The 17,597-nt window shown below is 74.2% G+C and carries 11 protein-coding genes and 3 pseudogenes; 3 read left to right on the plus strand and 11 right to left on the minus strand.

What is annotated here, in order from left to right; genetic code table 11:
* Positions 1 to 2: 2 nt before the first annotated feature.
* Positions 3 to 1,844, plus strand: a complete 1,842-nt coding sequence (locus tag WN71_RS06905) for a translocation/assembly module TamB domain-containing protein (protein ID WP_052743027.1) — start codon at positions 3 to 5, stop codon at positions 1,842 to 1,844.
* A gap of 122 nt (positions 1,845 to 1,966) precedes the next feature.
* Here WN71_RS06905 and WN71_RS06910 read toward each other — a convergent pair whose 3' ends face one another.
* From WN71_RS06910 to WN71_RS06925, 4 genes and pseudogenes are all read right to left on the minus strand, one after another.
* On the minus strand, positions 1,967 to 2,977 hold the full coding sequence (locus WN71_RS06910) for an SMP-30/gluconolactonase/LRE family protein (RefSeq protein WP_046585180.1): 1,011 nt from the start codon (positions 2,975 to 2,977) through the stop codon (positions 1,967 to 1,969).
* Positions 2,978 to 3,160: 183 nt separating this feature from the next.
* Positions 3,161 to 3,541, minus strand: a pseudogene (locus tag WN71_RS06915) (SAM-dependent methyltransferase); the annotation flags it as partial.
* A gap of 420 nt (positions 3,542 to 3,961) precedes the next feature.
* Positions 3,962 to 4,447: pseudogene (locus tag WN71_RS06920) on the minus strand (class I SAM-dependent methyltransferase); the annotation flags it as partial.
* A complete protein-coding gene (locus WN71_RS06925; protein WP_046585177.1) occupies positions 4,447 to 5,235 on the minus strand; it encodes a phytanoyl-CoA dioxygenase family protein in 789 nt (262 codons plus the stop codon). The gene WN71_RS06925 and the pseudogene WN71_RS06920, both read right to left, overlap by 1 nt.
* Before the next feature lie 198 nt (positions 5,236 to 5,433).
* On the opposite strand from WN71_RS06925, the gene WN71_RS06930 reads away from it, so the two are divergent.
* A complete protein-coding gene (locus WN71_RS06930) occupies positions 5,434 to 6,639 on the plus strand; it encodes an MFS transporter (protein WP_046585174.1) in 1,206 nt (401 codons plus the stop codon).
* Between the two features lie 193 nt (positions 6,640 to 6,832).
* Here the strand turns inward: WN71_RS06930 and WN71_RS06935 are convergent, their stop codons facing one another.
* From WN71_RS06935 to WN71_RS06970, 7 genes and pseudogenes are all read right to left on the minus strand, one after another.
* Complete coding sequence (locus WN71_RS06935) at positions 6,833 to 7,285, minus strand: RpiB/LacA/LacB family sugar-phosphate isomerase (RefSeq protein WP_046585172.1); 453 nt, start codon at positions 7,283 to 7,285, stop codon at positions 6,833 to 6,835.
* 50 nt (positions 7,286 to 7,335) lie between these two features.
* On the minus strand, positions 7,336 to 8,004 hold the full coding sequence (locus WN71_RS06940) for a hypothetical protein (RefSeq protein WP_046585169.1): 669 nt from the start codon (positions 8,002 to 8,004) through the stop codon (positions 7,336 to 7,338).
* A gap of 68 nt (positions 8,005 to 8,072) precedes the next feature.
* Positions 8,073 to 9,586: pseudogene (locus WN71_RS06945) on the minus strand (MFS transporter).
* A 110-nt stretch (positions 9,587 to 9,696) separates the two neighbouring features.
* A complete protein-coding gene (locus WN71_RS06955; protein WP_046585167.1) occupies positions 9,697 to 10,173 on the minus strand; it encodes a winged helix-turn-helix transcriptional regulator in 477 nt (158 codons plus the stop codon).
* Positions 10,174 to 10,323: 150 nt separating this feature from the next.
* On the minus strand, positions 10,324 to 13,323 hold the full coding sequence (locus WN71_RS06960) for a glycosyl hydrolase (RefSeq protein ID WP_046585163.1): 3,000 nt from the start codon (positions 13,321 to 13,323) through the stop codon (positions 10,324 to 10,326).
* 272 nt (positions 13,324 to 13,595) lie between these two features.
* A complete protein-coding gene (locus tag WN71_RS06965) occupies positions 13,596 to 15,458 on the minus strand; it encodes an MFS transporter (RefSeq protein ID WP_079177697.1) in 1,863 nt (620 codons plus the stop codon).
* A gap of 272 nt (positions 15,459 to 15,730) precedes the next feature.
* Positions 15,731 to 16,558 (minus strand): alpha/beta fold hydrolase, encoded by an 828-nt coding sequence (locus WN71_RS06970; RefSeq protein WP_046585160.1) that lies wholly within the window; start codon positions 16,556 to 16,558, stop codon positions 15,731 to 15,733.
* Between the two features lie 267 nt (positions 16,559 to 16,825).
* Between WN71_RS06970 and WN71_RS06975 the strand changes: the two genes are divergently transcribed.
* Positions 16,826 to 17,590, plus strand: coding sequence for a DUF1275 family protein (locus tag WN71_RS06975; RefSeq protein WP_167382896.1), 765 nt, complete (start codon positions 16,826 to 16,828; stop codon positions 17,588 to 17,590).
* Positions 17,591 to 17,597 lie beyond the last annotated feature (7 nt).

A 17,597-nucleotide genomic window follows, 5' to 3' on the forward strand; every position in this document is an offset into this window, starting at 1 on the left:
GCATGTGGGAGGCCTACCGCCGCGGGGACTGGTGCGAGCAGGTGCCGGAGGTGCGCGGGGAGGCGATCCGCGTCCTGCTGCTGACCGCGCCGCCCGCGCACCCGGGCCACCTGGCCCGGCTGCGTCTGCGCGACGTGCGCGTCCGGGGCGTCCTCGACCTGGCCGAGGTCACGGTCGACTCCCCCGTACGGCTGCGCGGTTGCCGCTTCGACGCCGAACCGCGCCTGGAGGGCGGCCGGTTCGAGGCGCTGGAGCTCGACGAGTGCCGGCTGCCGGGGCTGTTCGCACACGGCGCCCGCTTCGCGCGGGAGATGAGGCTGACCCGCTGCACCGTGGACGGCACCGTGAACCTCGAGTCCGTCGGCGTCGGCGCCCACCTCTGCCTCGACGGCACAACGGTGCGCCCGGCGCCCGGAGATGCCGCCGTCATGGCGCGGTCCGTCGCCGTGGACGAGTCCCTGCGGGCGACGGGCCTGGACTGCTCGGGCACCCTCGACCTCGGCAACGCCCGTGTGCAGGACGCGCTCGTGCTGCGCGGAGCGGCGATCACCGGCCCCCGCGGCAACCTCCAGATGTCCGAGATCAACGTCGGCGGCGGCCTGTACCTCGGACGCGGCTTCCGCTGCGCGGGGACGGTCAACCTCTGCGGCGCTTCGATCGGGGCCACGGTGGAACTGCTCGACGCCACCCTCGACGGACCGGGCCTCGACGCCGGACGGCACGCCCTCCATCTCGGCTGCGCGCGGATCGGCGGCGACATCCAGGCCGAACGGGGGCTCGTCGTCAACGGCCCCGTCACACTCGACGACACGTCCGTACGCGGCAGCGTCGTCCTGCGCGGCGCCCGCCTGTCCGTCCCTTCCGGCACGGCGCTCACCGCGGGCCGCACGCACATCGGGGGCGACCTCGACTGCCGGGACGGAACGACCGCGCACGGCACCATCGACCTGTGCGACGCCCGGATCGGCGGGTCCGTCCGGTTCGAGGCGGCGGAACTCACCGCGCCCGACGGCGGCGGGCACGTGCTGCGGGCCAACGGCATCGACGTCGGCGGCGTGGTGAACCTCTGCGACGGCTTCACCGCGCACGGCACGATCCGGCTGAGCAGCGCCACCATCCGCAGCACGCTGTGCTTCCTGGGGGCGCACCTGGACACGACGGCCGACGAGAAGGCCCTCGTCTGCTGGGGCACGACGGCCGCGGTACTCCTCCTGAGACCCCGTCGGGCCCCGCTCGGCACGGTCGATCTCGGCCGGATGTCCGTGGGCCTGCTCCACGACGAACCGACCCGCTGGCCCGCCTCGCTCGTCCTGGACGGCACCGTCTACGACACCCTCCGCCCGGCCCTGACCGCGAAGGCGCGCCTGCCGTGGCTCGGCCGGGACCCGGCCGGGTTCACGCCGCAGCCGTACGAGCAGCTGGCGGCCGTCCACCAGCGGCACGGCCGTGACGCCGAGGCGCGGACCGTGCTGGTCGCCAAGCAGCGCGGCCTGCGCCCGACCCTCGCGCCGCCCGCCCGCCTGTGGAGCCTCCTGCAGGACGCCACCGTCGGCTACGGGTACCGCCCGCTGCGCGCCCTGTGGGTCCTGCTGTGCCTGCTCGCGGCGGGCTCGGCACTCTTCGCGCTGCGTCCCCCGACACCGGTGGGCGGCGGCCCCTACCCGCACTTCCAGCCGCTCGTCTACACCCTCGATCTGCTGCTGCCCCTGGTCGACCTGGGACAGGAACGGGCGTACGCCCCGTCGGGCGTCATGCAGTGGTGCGCGATCACGCTCATCGGCACGGGCTGGCTGCTCGCGACGACGGTGGCGGCGGGTGCGGGGCGGGTGCTGCGGCGCAACTGAGCGCACGGCGCCCCCGGGCGGAGCCGGTGCCCGGTACGGGTGTCGCGGGCGGCCGCTTCAGGAGCGTCGGCCTGCCCGGACGCGCGCACCGGGCGCGGGCGAGGGGTGGCGCCGGACAGGCCCTAGTCGCGGGTCCAGTGGTGGAGGCTCGCGAGGAGCAGGTTCGGGTCGTGCTGGGTGAAGTACGCCGCGCTGGGCACGTAGACCGTCCAGTTGCGCACGGCGACGGAGGTCGGGTTGGACAGGCCGTCGTCGCCGGTCAGCACGATCGTGTGACTGCCGTCGGGACGCACCAGGGCCAGCCGGCTGCTCGGGTTGAGCGCGGCGAGCACGTTCTCGCCGTGTCCGGGGAAGGCGAAGTCGTCGATGCCGTCGAGCCCCGTCGCGCGGGTCTCGATCCGGCCGGCGGAGCCGTCGTCGCGGACGGGGATGCGCAGCAGCGTCCCGCGGTCGGTGTTGGAGACCCATACGGCGTCGCCGTGCAGTTTGATGCCGTTGGCGCCGAAGCCGCTCGCGGGCGGCGCGGGCAGCGGGTCGAGGGCCGTGGCCCTGGCCCACGCGGTGGGCGTGCCGCCCCGCTGCGGGATGCGCCAGACCATGCCGAGCGCGGAGTCGGCGGCGTAGAGCACGTGCCGGCGCTCGTCGAGGACCAGCCCGTTGGGCAGGCCGTTCGGCGGCAGTTCGGCGATCTGCCGGGGCCGTCCGCCGCCGGGCGCGATGCGCCAGATGCCGGTGGCGCGGGTGCCGGTGGCGTAGCCGACGTAGAGGGTGCCGTCGTGGGCGCGGGCGATGCCGGTGGCGATGGCGCTGCCGATGACGGGCGTGGCCGGGTTCGTCACGGTGGGCAGCGTGGCGCGCCGGTGGGTGTGCCCGTCCAGGGTGACGTGGGCGACCTGGTGGGCGTAGGCGAACGTGAGGTCGGCCGAGCCGTCGGGTTCGAGCGCGATGTTCTCCGGGGTCTGGCCCTTGGCCAGATCGAAGTGGGCGACGATGCGCGAGCCCGCGACGGTGGGGTGGGCCGCGGAGCGCGCGTCGGGGACCGCGGGGCGGCCCGCGGCGGGCGGGGCGGCGGCGACGAGGCCGAGCGCGAGGGTGGCCGTGGCCAGACCGGCCAGGCGGGGCAATCGGGGCATGGGGGCCTTCCAGGGGAGCGTGGATCCGGTGCGCCCGCGTGAGGCGCCCGTCCACGGTGACGGGGCGCCCGCCGACCCGGTGGGCAGCCTCGGCCGCGCGTTCGCTCGCATGGCGCAGTCCTGCGTCTGGTTGCCGTACGCCGGGTGGCTCCACGTCCCGCGGACCACGGCCCCACGCCCCTCTCAGGTGTACGCGGTGGCGTCGCGGGTCCAGATGAACACCTCGGTGTCCGGCTGCCGTTCGGAGAACAGGTGCGTCGGTGAAGTCTCCCGGAGCAGCCGGCGCAGCTCCGTCTCGAACGCGCCGCGCCGCGGGCCGAAGAGCGGGGGTGCCGCGTACGACATCGAGAAGACCCAGTCCACGACGTCGTCGCTGGTCCGCTCGATCACCTGGCCGCCCGGAACGACGAGACGGCGCGGCCCGCCGAACCCGGCACCGGCCAGAATCCCCGCCTCCCCGCCGGGGGTCCCCGCGGTCAGTACCCCGCGTCCGGCCCGGCGCACGGGTCCCAGGTAGTGCGCGATCAGCTCCGCGACGGCCGGGTGAGGGACGGCCGGGTGGGGCGGGTGCGGGTGGGGCGCCTTCGGGTCGGGCATCTCCAGGTGGAGCGCGTCCGGGTGGAGGGCCTCCTTGTGGAGCGCCTTCGGGTGGGGCGCCTGCGGGTGGAGCGCCTCCGAGTGGGGTGCCTCCACGTGGAGCGCCTCCGAGTGGGGTGCCTCCACGTGGAGCGCCTCCGAGTGGGGTGCCTCCACGTGGAGCGCCTCCGAGTGGGGTGCCTCCACGTGGAGCGCCTCCGGGTGGGGTGCCTCCACGTGGAGCGCCTCCGGGGACGGATCGGCGGGAGCGGGATCGGTCGCGCGGGGATCGCCCGGCTCTGGAACGCCGGGTCCCGGATCGGCCGCACACCGATCGGCGGCCCCGGTATCGCCCAGCCCCGGATCGGCCGCACACGGATCGCCAGGCCCCGGATCGGCCGGCCTCGGAGGTACTCCACCCGGTGGGCCGCCGGCCGGCGGGCTCTGCGTCTTCAGGTCGGAGACGTGCACCAGGGCCCCGCCCGGCGCGAGCATCCCGCGGACCGTCGCCGCCACGAGCGCGCGGTCCATCCAGTGGAAGGACTGGCCGAACGTCGCCACGGTGAAGATGCCGAGTCCCGCGGGCAGTTCCTCGGCCCGGGCCCGCACCCAGCGCGTCCGGCCGGACAGACCGCGCTCGGCCGCCGCCCGCCGGGCCTCGGCGATCATCCCGGTGTCCGGGTCCACGCCGACCGTCTCACGGAAGTGTCCGGCCAGGTCCAGGGCGAGGACGCCCGGCCCGCAGCCGACGTCGAGCAGTCGGCCACGGCCGTCGGGACGCAGGGCCTCGGCGAGCAGGGCGGTGAGCCCGGGGGCGTACGGCAGCCGCCCGCGCCGGTAGTGGGTGGCCGTACCCGCGAACAGCGTCTCGTCCCACTCCCAGCCGGTGGCCATCAGGTCGCCTCGGGCGCCCGGCGGGCCTCCGGCCGCCCGGTCCGGGACGCCGTCCGGGACGCCGTCCGGGAACGCAGGGCCGGGTAGTCCAGCCAGGGGTCCTGGAGGAACGCTTCCCGGTGGTCCGCGTGGCCGGCCGCGCTGATCCGGTAGTACAGCGCCCGGCGGGTCCGCTCCGAGGCGTAGTTGCCGCCGATGTTGTGGCCGAGCAGGTAGTGCGCGAGCAGCAGGTCACCGGCGCGCCCGGTGATCTGCTCGGGCTCGGGCAGCTCGATCGGCGGGTACGCGCAGAAGCTCCCCGGGCCGTGTTCCCGGAAGTGGGCGGCGTGGGTGAGATGGGTGCCCGGCCAGACCCAGAGGTTGCCCGAGTTCTCGGCGAGCTGGTCGGTCATCAGGACCCCGGCGAGGAGGGTGAACGTGTTCCGCACCGGCTCGCCGCTCGGCTCCGCGTGGGGCGCGTCGATATGGGGGATGCCGGGCCGGTGCGGGAACGGCGGGATGTTCAGCGCGACCTGGACCTGGACGGGCGGCTCCAGCGTGCCCGCCCCGGCCAGCTCCTCGGCGAGCCGGAACGCGGGACCCTCGACGAGGGGCGCGAGCAGCGCGGGCTCGTCCTCGGTGGGCAGGAAGTAGAAGTGGTTGCCGTGGGTCCCGGCCGTGGGCGGATCGGCCGCCACGACCTCGTCCAGGCGGCGCCCCGCCCGCCCCAGGACGTCGTCCGGCACCGCGTGCGGGACCAGCACGAAACCCCGCTCGGCGAACTCGTCGAGTTGCTCGTCGCTCAGCACGGGGCACCACGGTAGGCGGGGGCCGGGCGCGGGGCGACCGGATATTCGGGGGCCACCCCAGGGCAGGGCAAGGTCGGCGTCCTGTGCCTCGCCCATCGCCCATCGCCCCCACAAACGCACCCCGACCTTGCCCCCGCTCCGGCCGCCACCTAGCCTGACTTTGTGCCGCTAATAAACAAAACCCGTACGCACAGCGTCGTGCGCGGGACCGACCTCGCCCGGCTGCGCGCCGTCGTGACCGTCTTCTTCGCTCTCGACGGCTTCGTCTTCGCGGGCTGGGTCGTCCGTATCCCCGCCATCAAGCACCAGACCGGTGCCTCCGCCGGTGCCCTCGGGCTCGCCCTCCTCGGGGTGTCCGCCGGCGCCGTCGTCACCATGACCCTGACCGGCCGCCTCTGCCGCCGCTACGGCAGCCACCCGATGACCGTCGTCTGCGCGCTGCTGCTCTGTCTCGGCGTGGCGCTGCCCCCGCTCACCCACTCGGTACTCGCCCTCGGCTCCGTGCTGCTGCTGTTCGGCGCGGCCTACGGCGGTCTGAACGTCGCCATCAACAGCGCCGCCGTGGACATCGTGGCCGCGCTGCGGCGACCGGTCATGCCCAGTTTCCACGGGGCCTTCAGCCTGGGCGGCATGACCGGGGCCGCCCTGGGCGGGCTGGTCGCGGGCTCACTGTCGCCGACCCGCCATCTCCTCGGGCTGGCCGTCGTCGGCCTGGTCGTGACGGCCGTGGCCGGGCGCGTGCTGCTGCGCTGCGAGCCACCGCCGCCCGCGAAGCGCCCGCAGGACGGCGACGCGCCCGACACGTCCCACGCACCCGACACACCCGCCCGCGCCGCCGACCGGCGCGGGCTCGACTCCGGTACCCGCACGATCGTGCTGGTCCTCGGGCTGATCGCGCTGTGCACCGCCTACGGCGAGGGCGCCCTCGCCGACTGGGGCGCCCTGCATCTCACCCAGGACCTCCACACCTCCCCCGGCCTGGCCGCCGCGGGCTACTCCTGTTTCGCGCTCGCCATGACGGTCGGCCGGCTCTGCGGCACGACTCTCCTCGAACGCCTGGGCCGCTCCCGCACCCTGGTCGTCGGCGGCTCCACGGCCGCAGCGGGGATGCTGCTCGGCTCGCTCGCCCCGGCCACCTGGGCGGTGCTGCTGGGCTTCGCCGTCACCGGGCTCGGGCTGGCCAACATCTTCCCGATCGCCATCGAGCGCGCGGGGGCGCTCGCCGGTCCGAGCGGCGTGGCGACCGCGTCCACCCTCGGCTACGGCGGCCTGCTCCTCGGACCGCCCGCGATCGGGTTCCTGGCCGAGGGGCTCTCCCTGCCGATCGCGCTCACCAGTGTGGCGCTGCTGGCCGCCGTCGCCGCCGCGATCGGTTTCGGCGCCCGGCACGCCACGGCGGGCTGACCTCTACCGCAAGCCAGGTCATCCGCACCAGGCCGTCCGCGGGCCGCAGTGCCCGCGGACGGAGGAGCGGGCCGCGGGCCGCGGTCTGCCCGCGCAACCGCAGTCCGCGGGCCGGAGGCCGCAGGCCGCGGTCCGGAGTCCGCGGTCCGCAAGCCGGAGTCCGCAGTCCGACGGCTCGACGGACCAGGCCGCCTCAGGCGCGCCGCGCGCCGTCCAGCCCTTCGACGTGTGCCACGTTGCCCCGGTCCTCCGCGTCCTCACTGGCCGCGGCGCCGAACCAGGCGTCGAGGATCTCCGCCAGCAGCGGCTGCGACGTCAGCCGCAGGCTGAGGGCGAGGACGTTGGCGTCGTTCCAGCGGCGAGCGCCGTCGGCGGTGTAGGCGTCCGCGCACAGGGCCGCGCGGACGCCCGGCACCTTGTTCGCGGCGATCGACGCGCCGGTCCCGGTCCAGCAGCACACGACGGCCTGGTCGGCCCGCCCCTCGGCGACGTCCCGGGCCGCCGTCTCGGAGCACACGGCCCACTGCGGGTCGGCCCCCGGGCGCAGCGCCCCGTGTGTCCGCACCTCGTGCCCCCGCTCCCGCAGTTGCGCGACTAGGGAGCGGGCCACGGGTTCGTCCATGTCGGAGGAGACGGAGATCCGCATGTGCCGACGATAGCCCAGCCCGCCACGTCCGGACCGGCCCGCGCGGGGCCTCAGCGCAGCGCGACCGGCAGCCCCTCCACGACGCGCCGCAGCAGCCTGCCGCCGTGCACTCGCGGAGCGTCGAAGCAGCGCAGGCCGCCGTCGTCGCCGTCCTCGTCGTCGCCGTCCTGTCCGTCACCGTCCGCGCCGTCGGCGCGCAGCACCTCGGGGACGAGGACGGCTGCCGGGTCGGTGTCCTGGTCGTAGCCGAGATACGCGGGTGCGAGGACCGGGCCGTGCAGTGTCCCCCCTATCAGGTCGGGGGCGAACTCGTCGGACAGCACGGTCACCGCGGCGCTGAGGTCGCCGTGGACCATCACCAGCTTCTCGGTCATGTTGCCGATGAACGCGCCGGTCACCGTGACATCGCCGAGCACCAGCAGCTTCACGTCCCCCTCCAGGTAGACGTCGGCGGCCTTCAGGTCACCGAGCACGATCAGCGCCGGGCAGCCGTCGTCCACGTTGAGCAGAGCGCCGTCGACGGTCAGGTCGCCGTCGACGACGACCCCGGTGGCGGACGTCCACCCCTTCGCGTCGAGATCGAGCGGGCCCGGTATCGCGAGCGGGCCGGGGCGCACGTCGTAGCTCTCGTCGTAGAGATTGCCGTACGACGACTCCGGCAGGCCCCGGCGCTCGAACACGGCGACGGTCTCGGCCCAGGTGAGGCTGCGGTCGGTCATGGGGACAACCCTGCCATCCGCCACTGACAATCCCTCAGCGGGCGGCGCGTGCGGGCGGTTTCGGCAGGTCAGGGGGTGTCCGCCGGAGCCGGAGCCGGAGCCGGAGCCAGGGCCGGAGCCGGGGCCGCGTCCGTGGCCCCCGGCCCGGCGCCGTCCGCCGCGAGGTCCGTCCCGCGCTCCGCCGCCGCGCGCTCCCGCGTCGCGTCGCGCGTCAGGCGTACGCCCACCGCCGTGCAGAGCAGGGCCAGCGCCGCCGCGACCACCCAGGCGGCCCGGAAGTCCTGGCGCCGCTCCGGCCCCACCTGCGCGCCGACGATGGCCACGAGCAGCGCGACCCCGACCGTGGCGGCGATCTGACGGGTGGAGTTGACGAGCGCGGAGCCGGTCGCGGAGCGGTGTCCCGGCAGCGCACTGACGCCCGCGGCCACCAGCGTGCCCAGGGTCAGGCCGACTCCGACGCCGCCGAGGACCTGACTGGGGAACAGGTCGAGCCAGTACTCCGGGGTGAGGGACGCGAAGCAGGCGCGCCAGACCATGGCGGCGGCGAAGAGGAGACCGCCCGTGGCGACCAGCGGGCCGTGTCCCAGGCGCTGCGCCGCGCGGGCGGTGAGCAGTGTGACCACGGGCACCAGCGCGGGCCCCGGCACCATCGCCACGCCGGTCCGCAGGGCGCTCCAGTGCCACACCTCCTGGCACCAGAGGACGTTCGACAGCAGCATGATCGCGAAGGCGATGCCGAAGAGGAAGGTGCCCACGTTCGCGGTGCCGAAGCGCGGCAGACGCAGCAGGTGCAGCTCGAACAGCGGGTGGCTGTGCCGCAGGGAGCGCAGCACGAACACCGCGGCGCCGGCCGCCGCCACGGCGAACAGCAGCAGGATGCGCCCGTCCAGCCAGCCCCAGTCCGGGGCCTGCACGAGCGCCCCGGAGAGGGCCGCGACCGCGATCGTGACGAGGACGGCGCCCAGGACGTCGGGGAGCGGGCCCTTCTCCCGCGCGGTGGTCCGCGGCAGTACCGCGCGGCCCGCGAGCACCGCCGCGATGCCGATGGGCACGTTGATCACGAACACCCAGCGCCAGTCGACCTGGACCAGCAGGCCGCCCGCGACCGGTCCGGCCGCCGCGGCGAGCCCGCCGATCGCCGCCCAGTTGCGGGTGGCGCGGGTGCGGTCCTCGGCCGGTACGGCGGCCAGCAGCAGCGCCAGCGAGGTCGGCAGCTGGGCGGCCGCGCCGACCGCCTGCACCGCCCTGCCGCCACCAGGCTTCCCAGGTCGGGCGCGAGGGCGCAGGCGAGCGAGGCGAGCGTGAAGACGGAGACCCCGGCGAGGAAGACGGGCCGCTGGCCCAGCCGGTCCCCGGCCCGGCCCGCCACCACCAGGAGGGCGGCCAGGGCGATGGCGTAGGCGTTGAGGACCCAGGACAGGGAACCGAGGCTCGCGGCGCCGCCGGGGTGCGACGCGAAGGAGGTCCCCATGGCGGGCAGCGCCACGTTGACGATCCACAGGTCGAGGTTGGTCATGAAGACCGCGAGGAGGATCACCGTCGTGGCGACGGTGCGCTTTGAAAGTCCAATCACCTTGGGCATGGGGCCACCCAAGCACAGGACGATTTGAAATTCAAACCATCAGGGTCGCACCCTCGCGGGAGCGGATCACACACCCTCACACGGGAGCGGACCAGCCCACTGGACCCGGCTCAGGCCACCGGCCCTGCCGCGTCCCAGCCCGGCGCGATCACTTCCGTGCGCAGCTCGCTCTGGTCGACCGTCTCGCCGCACGCCGCGCACGCCGTACGCGGCTCGAACTCGTGCTCGTGGTGCATGATCCGCATCGGCTGCGAGGTCACGGCCCACCGGTCGCCCCAGCGCAGCAGCTCGCGCACCACCCCGGTCAGGTCGCGGCCCGCCTCGGTGAGGTGGTAGCCCTCGTGCCGGGACTCGTCGGGCAGCGGGCGCCGCTCCAGGACGCCGGCGGCGACCAGGTCCTTCAGGCGGGCGGACAGGCGGTCGGTGGGGGCGCCGGTGTTGCGGGCGATCTGCCGGAAACGGTGGTTGCCCAGCATGACCTCGCGGATCGCCAGCAGGGCCCATCGATCGCCGATGAGCTGGAGGGAGGCGGTGAGCGCGCAGGGGCGTCCCGTCAGTCCGGCGGGATCGATTCGTGTCGTCGTCACCCGGCCAGTATCGCGCTGTGCGGTTTGATTACCAAAGCCGACCGGTCGGGGCGCCCGGCATGCGACCTCCGGGCGCCCCGGGGACGGGCGACGGCGGCTACCGGCTCACCCGGTCGCCGCCGCCCGTTCCGTCACCGTCGGCGGCCCGGGTCACCGCAGGGCACCCTCCCCGTACGGCGTCACCGTGACCGGTCCCAGCAGGCCGTACTCCTGCTTCGGCTGGCTGTAGACCGTGGGCCGGGTGACCTTGAGGCGGTTGAGCAGGGTGGTGGCGACGACGACCTCGACGGTGTTGGTGCCCGCCCGCAGCCGTGTGCCGAGGTCGGCCACCGGATGCAGCTGGTTGAGCGGCGGCAGGTCGTGGCCGTTGACCCGGACCGCGACGCTGCCCGCGCCGATCCCTCCGAGGTCGAGCACGGCGCCCGCCGACGGGACCTGCGCCGTCGAGAGCGGGAAGGTCGCGGTGTACGTGCCCACGCCGGACACGTCCGCGAGCCCGTCGATGTGCTGCCAGGAGACCAGTTCGCTCAGCGAGGCGTGGTGCACGGTCCGGACGGTGCCGGTGGCCGCGGCCTCGGTCTCGCCGGGGTGCGCCGGGCGCCAGTCCTCGACGGTGAGCTTCCAGGACGACAGGGTCAGCGCCTCGGGAACCCTGCCGATCGTGGCGGTCGCCGTCCTCCCGTCGCTCAGGCGCGCGCTGTACGTCCCCGCCTTCGCCGCCCGCGCGACCAGCCCGCGCCCGGCGTACCGGACGGTGGTGCCGGCCGAGACGGCGTGCGTCGCGCCGCCGCGCGCGCCGTGGAAGGGGCGCGGGGAGAGCGTGACGAGCACGGCCTCGCCGGCCTGCGCCGCGATCTCCAGGGCGACGCGACCGGGCTGCGGGGCGTGGTGGACCGCGACGGGTACGACGTTCCCGGTCCAGGGGTCGACGAGGTACGGGCTGCCGCCGCCCTCCAGGGTGACCGTCCCGCGCACGGCGGCGCCGGTGGTGTTGAGCAGGAAGTAGTGGGTGGTGTCGCCCTCGGCGCGGCGGACGTGGAGCAGGCCGCCGATGCCGTCGGGTACGGCGGAGCCGGTCAGCCCGCGCCGGCCGAGGGCGGCCGGGACGCCGGCCGGGTCGGCCACCCGGCTGACGTGCGCGTCGGCGGTCAACCGGGCCAGCACCGACTCCAGTTCGGCATCCCGCCGCGCCACGTCGCCGTAACCGGAGGCCGTGGTGGGCAGGTCGCCGACCAGGACGACGGGCAGTCCGGCGCGCGCGAGGGCGAGGATGCGCCGTGCGCTGTCGAGCAGCATGGTCGACGACTGCGGAACCACCAGCGCCTTGTACGCGCCGCCCTTGGCGTCGAGCCGCCCGCCGCTCACCGTGGCCGTGGGCAGCCCGAGCAGCCCCCAGCTCAGCCGCTGGTACGAGTAGCCGGACGCGGTCAGCGAGGCGCCGTCGAACTGGGTGCTCGCCGCGTCGAACTCCTCGTGGTAGACGGCGACATCGACCTTCCCGGTGCCGGACTGCAACAGCGCGTGGACCCGGGCCAGATAGCCGGAGGTGCCGGCCGCGTGCCGCCACTGCGGCTGCCGCGGCCCCCACGCCTCGGCGAAGTTGATGGTGTTCTCGCCCAGCGGCGCCCACGGGTAGAAGCCGGGCCACTGGCCCGCGGGCGAGGAGGCGTACGGAAAGCCGTGCACGCGCACCTGGTTGACGCCGAGCGCGTAGCCGGGGTTGGCGGTGGTGACGAGGTCGGCGAGGCTGAGCCGGTAGGCGCCGTTGATGACCGCGCCCATCTCGCTGGAGAGCACCCGGCCGCGGCGGCCGAGGTCTCGGCCCGCCGCGAGCAGGCGGAAGGAGTCGGGCTCCGAGCCGAACGCCAGGGACTCGCCCTCGGGCACACCCGCCCGCGCGGCGGCCAGTCCCGAGTCGAGCGGGGCGCCGTACGGCTGGACGCGCAGGCTCATGCCGTGGCCCGCGGCCCAGTCGTCCAGCGGGGCGAGGTGGTGGTCGAGGTAGAGGTCGGCGAGGGTCTGGAAGTAGTCCCGGCGCACCCGCTGTCCGACCGTCGCGTCCTCGAAGACGTAGACCGCGGTGGACTGCCCGTGGACGAGCGGGAGCAAGGACCGCAGCCGGTACCCGCGGCGGGCCGCGAACTCCTGCTGCATCAGCGGTGTCCAGTGCAGTTCGGTGAGGAACTCCAGGGAGTCCTCGAAGAAGTCCCGGCCCACCGACCGCAGCAGGGAGCGCATCTCGGGCGTGAGCAGGTCCTTGTCCCACCAGTCGGTGATCGCCTCGGCTCCTCCCGCGCCGAAGTGGTCGACGACATACGCCTGCGGGTCGGTGAACGAGTAGAAGTAGCCCTGGTAGTAGGCCTGTCGCTCGATCATGGCGGTGCCGCGGGACCAGCTCGCCACGATGACCCACCGGCCGCCCGGGGGCGCGGTCCAGCGGAGACGGCCGTCGCGCACCCGGTCCGTGAGGTCGGTCAGCGACGCCTGTTCGAGCACGAGCGGGGTCGCGGTGGCGGACCCCGAGACGCGGGCGGCGTGCACGGCCTGGAGGACCAATGTCACGGCGACGGCGGGGAGTCCGTCCTTGACCCCGCTCGGCGCCGAGTGCGGCGCGGGCACGGCCGCGTCGAACATCTCCCCTCCGGTGACGGCGACCTGACCGTACGTCAGTTCCTTCATGGCCGCGTCGTCGTCGGGCCGCACCCCGGGGACCACGGCGGGCCAGTACGGGCCCAGGGTCAGGTCCACGTGCAGCCCGCGCCGCTCGGCGGTGCGCAGGGCGGCGATGACCCCCTCCTTCCAGGCGGGGGTTCCCCATCCGTAGCTGCGGACCGGCATGGGGACCATCTCGCTGTTGCGGACGTCGGCTATCTCGAAGCCGCCGAAGCCCGCGTCCGCCATCGCGTCGACCTCCTTGGCGATCTGCTGCGGGGTCACGCCCCCGCCCGGCCACCAGTACCGGAAGGCGGGACGCCGGCCCGTGTCCGGGAGGGCGAGGGTGCCGTCGGCCGGGGCGGCGTCGTCCGCCGCGCGCGGTGCCGCCGCGGCGGGCCGCGCTGCCGCGACGGGACCGGCGACCGCCGCCGCGGCGACGGCCGTTCCGGCCGCCAGCACGGATCTGCGGGACGCTTCCGAGGGGTTCGAGGACATGCGGCTGCTCCTTGTTCGTGCCACCGGAAGACGGGGGGTCGTATCGGCAGAGCTTGAGCCGGAAGAGATTGAATCGTTTCAATCAACGGCTCACGCATCCCCCGTCTCCTCCAGCGCTGAATTACCGCAGATGGTGGCCGACCTGACCAATGGCGCGCCAGGTCACGGTCAGGTGGCGCACGTCACAATGGAATGGCTGCCATACGGGATCGCGATACCTCGTGTGAAACATTTCATTGACGGCTCCGGGCGCCGTCGCTCAGCGGCGGCGTTCACGCGGCGCCGGTGCGGAGTTCGGCCAGGGCAGCCCTCGTCAAGTGGCGCGGCGCGGTCTCGGGTTCGACGAGGACGACCGTACAACTGGCGCTGTGGGTGAGCGCGGTGGTGAAGCTGCCGTCGGCGAACTGTGCCGACGCGCCGCGCGGCGAGCGGCCGATGGCCACGGTGCGGGCGTGTACGTCGGCGGCGTGGTGGGCCAGGGCGCGCCCCGCCGCCGCGTGCTCGCCGACGCTGACGAGGATCTGCCCGGTGGCGGCGACACCCCCCGCCGCGAGCCGGTCGAGGTGGGCGGTGACGGCCGCGAGGGCCTGTTCATGGGTCTCGGTGTCGGCGGCCTGCTCCTCGACGACCGCCGTCTGCCGCACATGGACGACCTCCAGCGGGCTGCCGGTGTCGCGGGCGAGCCGGGCGGCGGCGTCGACGATCGCGGCGGCCCCGCCGTGCGCACCGACCGCGACCACGACCGGCGCCGCGCCACCCGCGCCCGGGGAACCGTCCGGTGCGCCGACCGGCGCCGCGCCGCCTGTGTCCGACGCGTCGGTCGACGCACCGTGCGGTGCGCCGACCGGCGTGAACGACGGGGCCACCGGCTCCGCCCCCGCACCGCCCGACTCGGCCTCGCGCAGCAGGCGGTGGCCGCCGGCCAGGACCGGGATGGCGAGCAGGAACGTGGCCGCGCCCAGGTAGAACGGCACGCTCAGGTCGGTCGCGTCGGCGAGCTTGCCCGCGACGTAGGGCGCCAGGCCGCCGCCGATGAAGCGCAGGAAGCCGTACGCGGAGGAGGCGACCGGGCGCTCGACGGGCGAGACCAGCATGACGGCCTGGGTGGTCAGGGTGTTGTTGATCCCGATGAACGCGCCGCTGAGGATCACCGCCACGATCACCACGGAGGGGGTGTCGACGCCCGCGGCGATGACGGCCATCACGACGCCCAGGCCGAGCAGATTGGCGTAGAGCACGGGCGCGGTGCCGTAGCGGGCCTGCAGGCGCGGGGCGAAGAACACGCTGAAGGCGGCGACGAGCAGGCCCCATCCGGTGAAGACCAGGCCGAGTTGGTGCGCGCTCAGCTCCATCGGGTAGGGGGCGTAGCCGAGCATGGTGAAGAAGCCCCAGTTGTACAGCAGCGCCATGATGCCCATGGTGAGCAGGCCACGGTGGCGCAGGGCGCGGAGCGGTTCGACCGGGGACATACGGCGTTCCGGCTTGGGCAGGTTGGGCACGAACGCGAGCGTGGCGACGAGGGCCACGGCCATCAGGACGGCGACCCCGAAGAACGGCCCGCGCCAGCTGATGGCGCCCAACTCGCCGCCCAGCAACGGGCCTACGGCGATGCCGAGGCCGAGGGCCGTCTCGTACAGGATGATGGCGCCGCCGAAACCGCCGCTGGCGGAGGCCACGATGACCGCCAACGAGGTGGCGATGAACAGGGCGTTGCCCAGTCCCCATCCGGCGCGGAAACCGACGATGCCGTTGATGGAGCCGGACGAGCCGGCCAGCGCGGCGAAGACGACGATGACGCTCAGGCCGGCGACCAGGGTGCGCTTGGCGCCGATGCGGCTGGAGATCCAGCCGACGACGAGCATGGCGACCGCCGTGACAATGAGATAGCTGCTGAACAGCAGGGAGACCTGACTGGGCGTGGCATGCAGGCTCTCGGCCAGTGCGGGCAGGATCGGGTCGACCAGCCCGATGCCCATGAAGGAGATCACGCAGGCGAACGCGACGGCCCAGACGGCCTTGGGCTGCCGGAAGGGACTGGCGGCGTTCCCATGCGGTGCGGACGCGGACGCGGGCTCGGGCGCGGACGCGGGCGCGGGCTCGGGTGAAGGTGAAGGTGCCGGTGCGGGTGCGGTCATGTGCGCGGGGCTCCAGCCTCTGAGGACGGATGCCGGGCAGGGAGGTCACCGGGCCCGCCCGGATACATAGGGGCATTATGCATTTAGGTGTACGGTGAATCAATGCCCGGCCGTCCCCTCGGCCGTCCCCTCGGCCGTCACCTGGGTCGTCCCTGGTTCGTCCCCTCTGCGCGCACCACGCCGGAGCGGCAACCCTGGCCGGGGCTACGGCAGTTGCCGCAACCCCGGCCAGGTTCCACGGCGGTCGCTCCAGCGGATCCAGCGGAAGGCGTTCAGGCGCGGGCGAACTCCAGCAGGTCCGCGTTGAACCGCTCCGCGTACTTCGGGACCATCGCCAGCCCGTGCGGGGCCCCCGGATACACCTTGTACTCGCAGTCCCGGACCAGCTTGGACGACTTGTCGCCGGACGCCACGATGGGCACGATCTGGTCGTCGTCGCCGTGCACGATCAGCGTCGGCACGTCGATCTTCTTGAGGTCCTCGGTGAGGTCGGTCTCGGAGAAGGCCTCGACGCAGTCGTAGGCGCCCTTGATGCCCACCGTCATGCCCCACAGCCAGAACTCGTCCAGGGTGCCCTGCGAGACGGTGGACCCTTCGCGGTTGGCGCCGTAGAACGGGCCGCTGAGGTCCTTGTAGAGCTGCGACCGGTCCGCGAGCACGCCCTCTCTGATCTCGTCGAAGACGTCGATCGGCAACCCCTCCGGGTTCGCGGGTGTCTTGAGCATCAGCGGGGGGATCGCGCCGACCAGGACCGCCTTCGCCACCCGGCTCGAACCGTGCGCGCCGATGTAGCGCGTCACCTCGCCGCCGCCGGTCGAATGCCCGACGAGGATCACGTCGTGGAGATCGAGCGTCTCGATGACCGCGGCCAGGTCGTCCGCGTACGTGCTCAAGTCGTTGCCCTGCCAGGGCTGGCCGGAGCGTCCGCCTCCGCGCCGGTCGTGCGCCACGACCCGGAAGCCGTTGTCGGCCATGTGCTTCAGCTGTGGGTCCCACGCGTCCGCGATCAGCGGCCAGCCGTGTGAGAAGACCACCGGCTGACCCGAGCCCCAGTCCTTGAAGTAGATCTGCGTTCCGTCCTCGGCAGTGGCGAAAGCCATGTTCTGCCCCTCCGGAGAGTGTCGTCCGGAGCTCCCCGGTCGGTGCGGGGGAGCTCAGTGCCGGGCCGCGTCCGAAATCAAGCCGCGTCCAGAATGTCGTGCCGCGACCATCAGCGGTCGGGCCACAAGAATCGACGGGAAAATCAGCGGCGGACGGGGCCCCGTGGGCACGTCGTGCCGCTCCAGCGTAGTAGGGAGGCGCCGGTTCAGCGCGTCGAGCGGACCGGGCGCCGCAACGGCACTGCGAACACAGGGGTGATCAGGACGATGAGCCGGCATGACGAGGCGTCGGGGAGCGGCGGGCCCGCACCGGACGCGTCCGGGAGCGACGGGCTTGCAGCGGACGCCTCGGGGAGCGACGGGCTTGCAGCGGACGCGGACGTCCTCACGGGGCGAGTGGTGGTACGGCTGCTGCTGGTGCTCACCGCGACGGCGGGCAGCCTGGACGCCGTCTGCGTCACGTCGCTCGACGGGATGTTCGCCAGCGTCATCACCGGCAACCTCGTCCAGCTGGGCCGCGCCGTCGTGGCCGTGAACGGCAGGCTCGTCCTCGCCGCGGCGGTGGCCGTGGGCTGCTACGCGCTGGGTGTGCTGGTCGCCGCAACGGTCCTGCGGGGCCTGGACGCGGGGTGGCACCGGCGGACCAGCCTGCTGGTGGCCGCCGAAGCGGCGCTGGTGGCCGCGGTGACCGCCGGCTGGCTGGCGGCGGACGGGCGACCCGGCCATGCCCTGGCGGTACCGATGCTCGGCTGCGCCGGGGCCGCCATGGGCGTGCAGTCGGCGGTGACCGGCAGTTGCGGCGCGCCGGGCGTGTCCACCACCTACCTGACGGGCACGCTCACCGGACTCTTCGGGGGCCTCGGCGGCACGCCGCGCCGCTTCGACCGGGAGGCCGCGACCCGGCTGCTGACGTTTCTGGGCGCGGCGGCGGGAGGAGCGCTGCTGCTGCGGTTCACGCCGCTGTGGGCTCCGCTCCTCCCGCTCGCGCTGGTGACCGCCGTCGCGCTGACCGCCGAACGGGCGCGCGCCTGACGGCCGT

Origin of the sequence: Streptomyces mangrovisoli (genome assembly GCF_000974985.2) — a bacterium.
GTDB lineage: Bacteria > Actinomycetota > Actinomycetes > Streptomycetales > Streptomycetaceae > Streptomyces > Streptomyces mangrovisoli.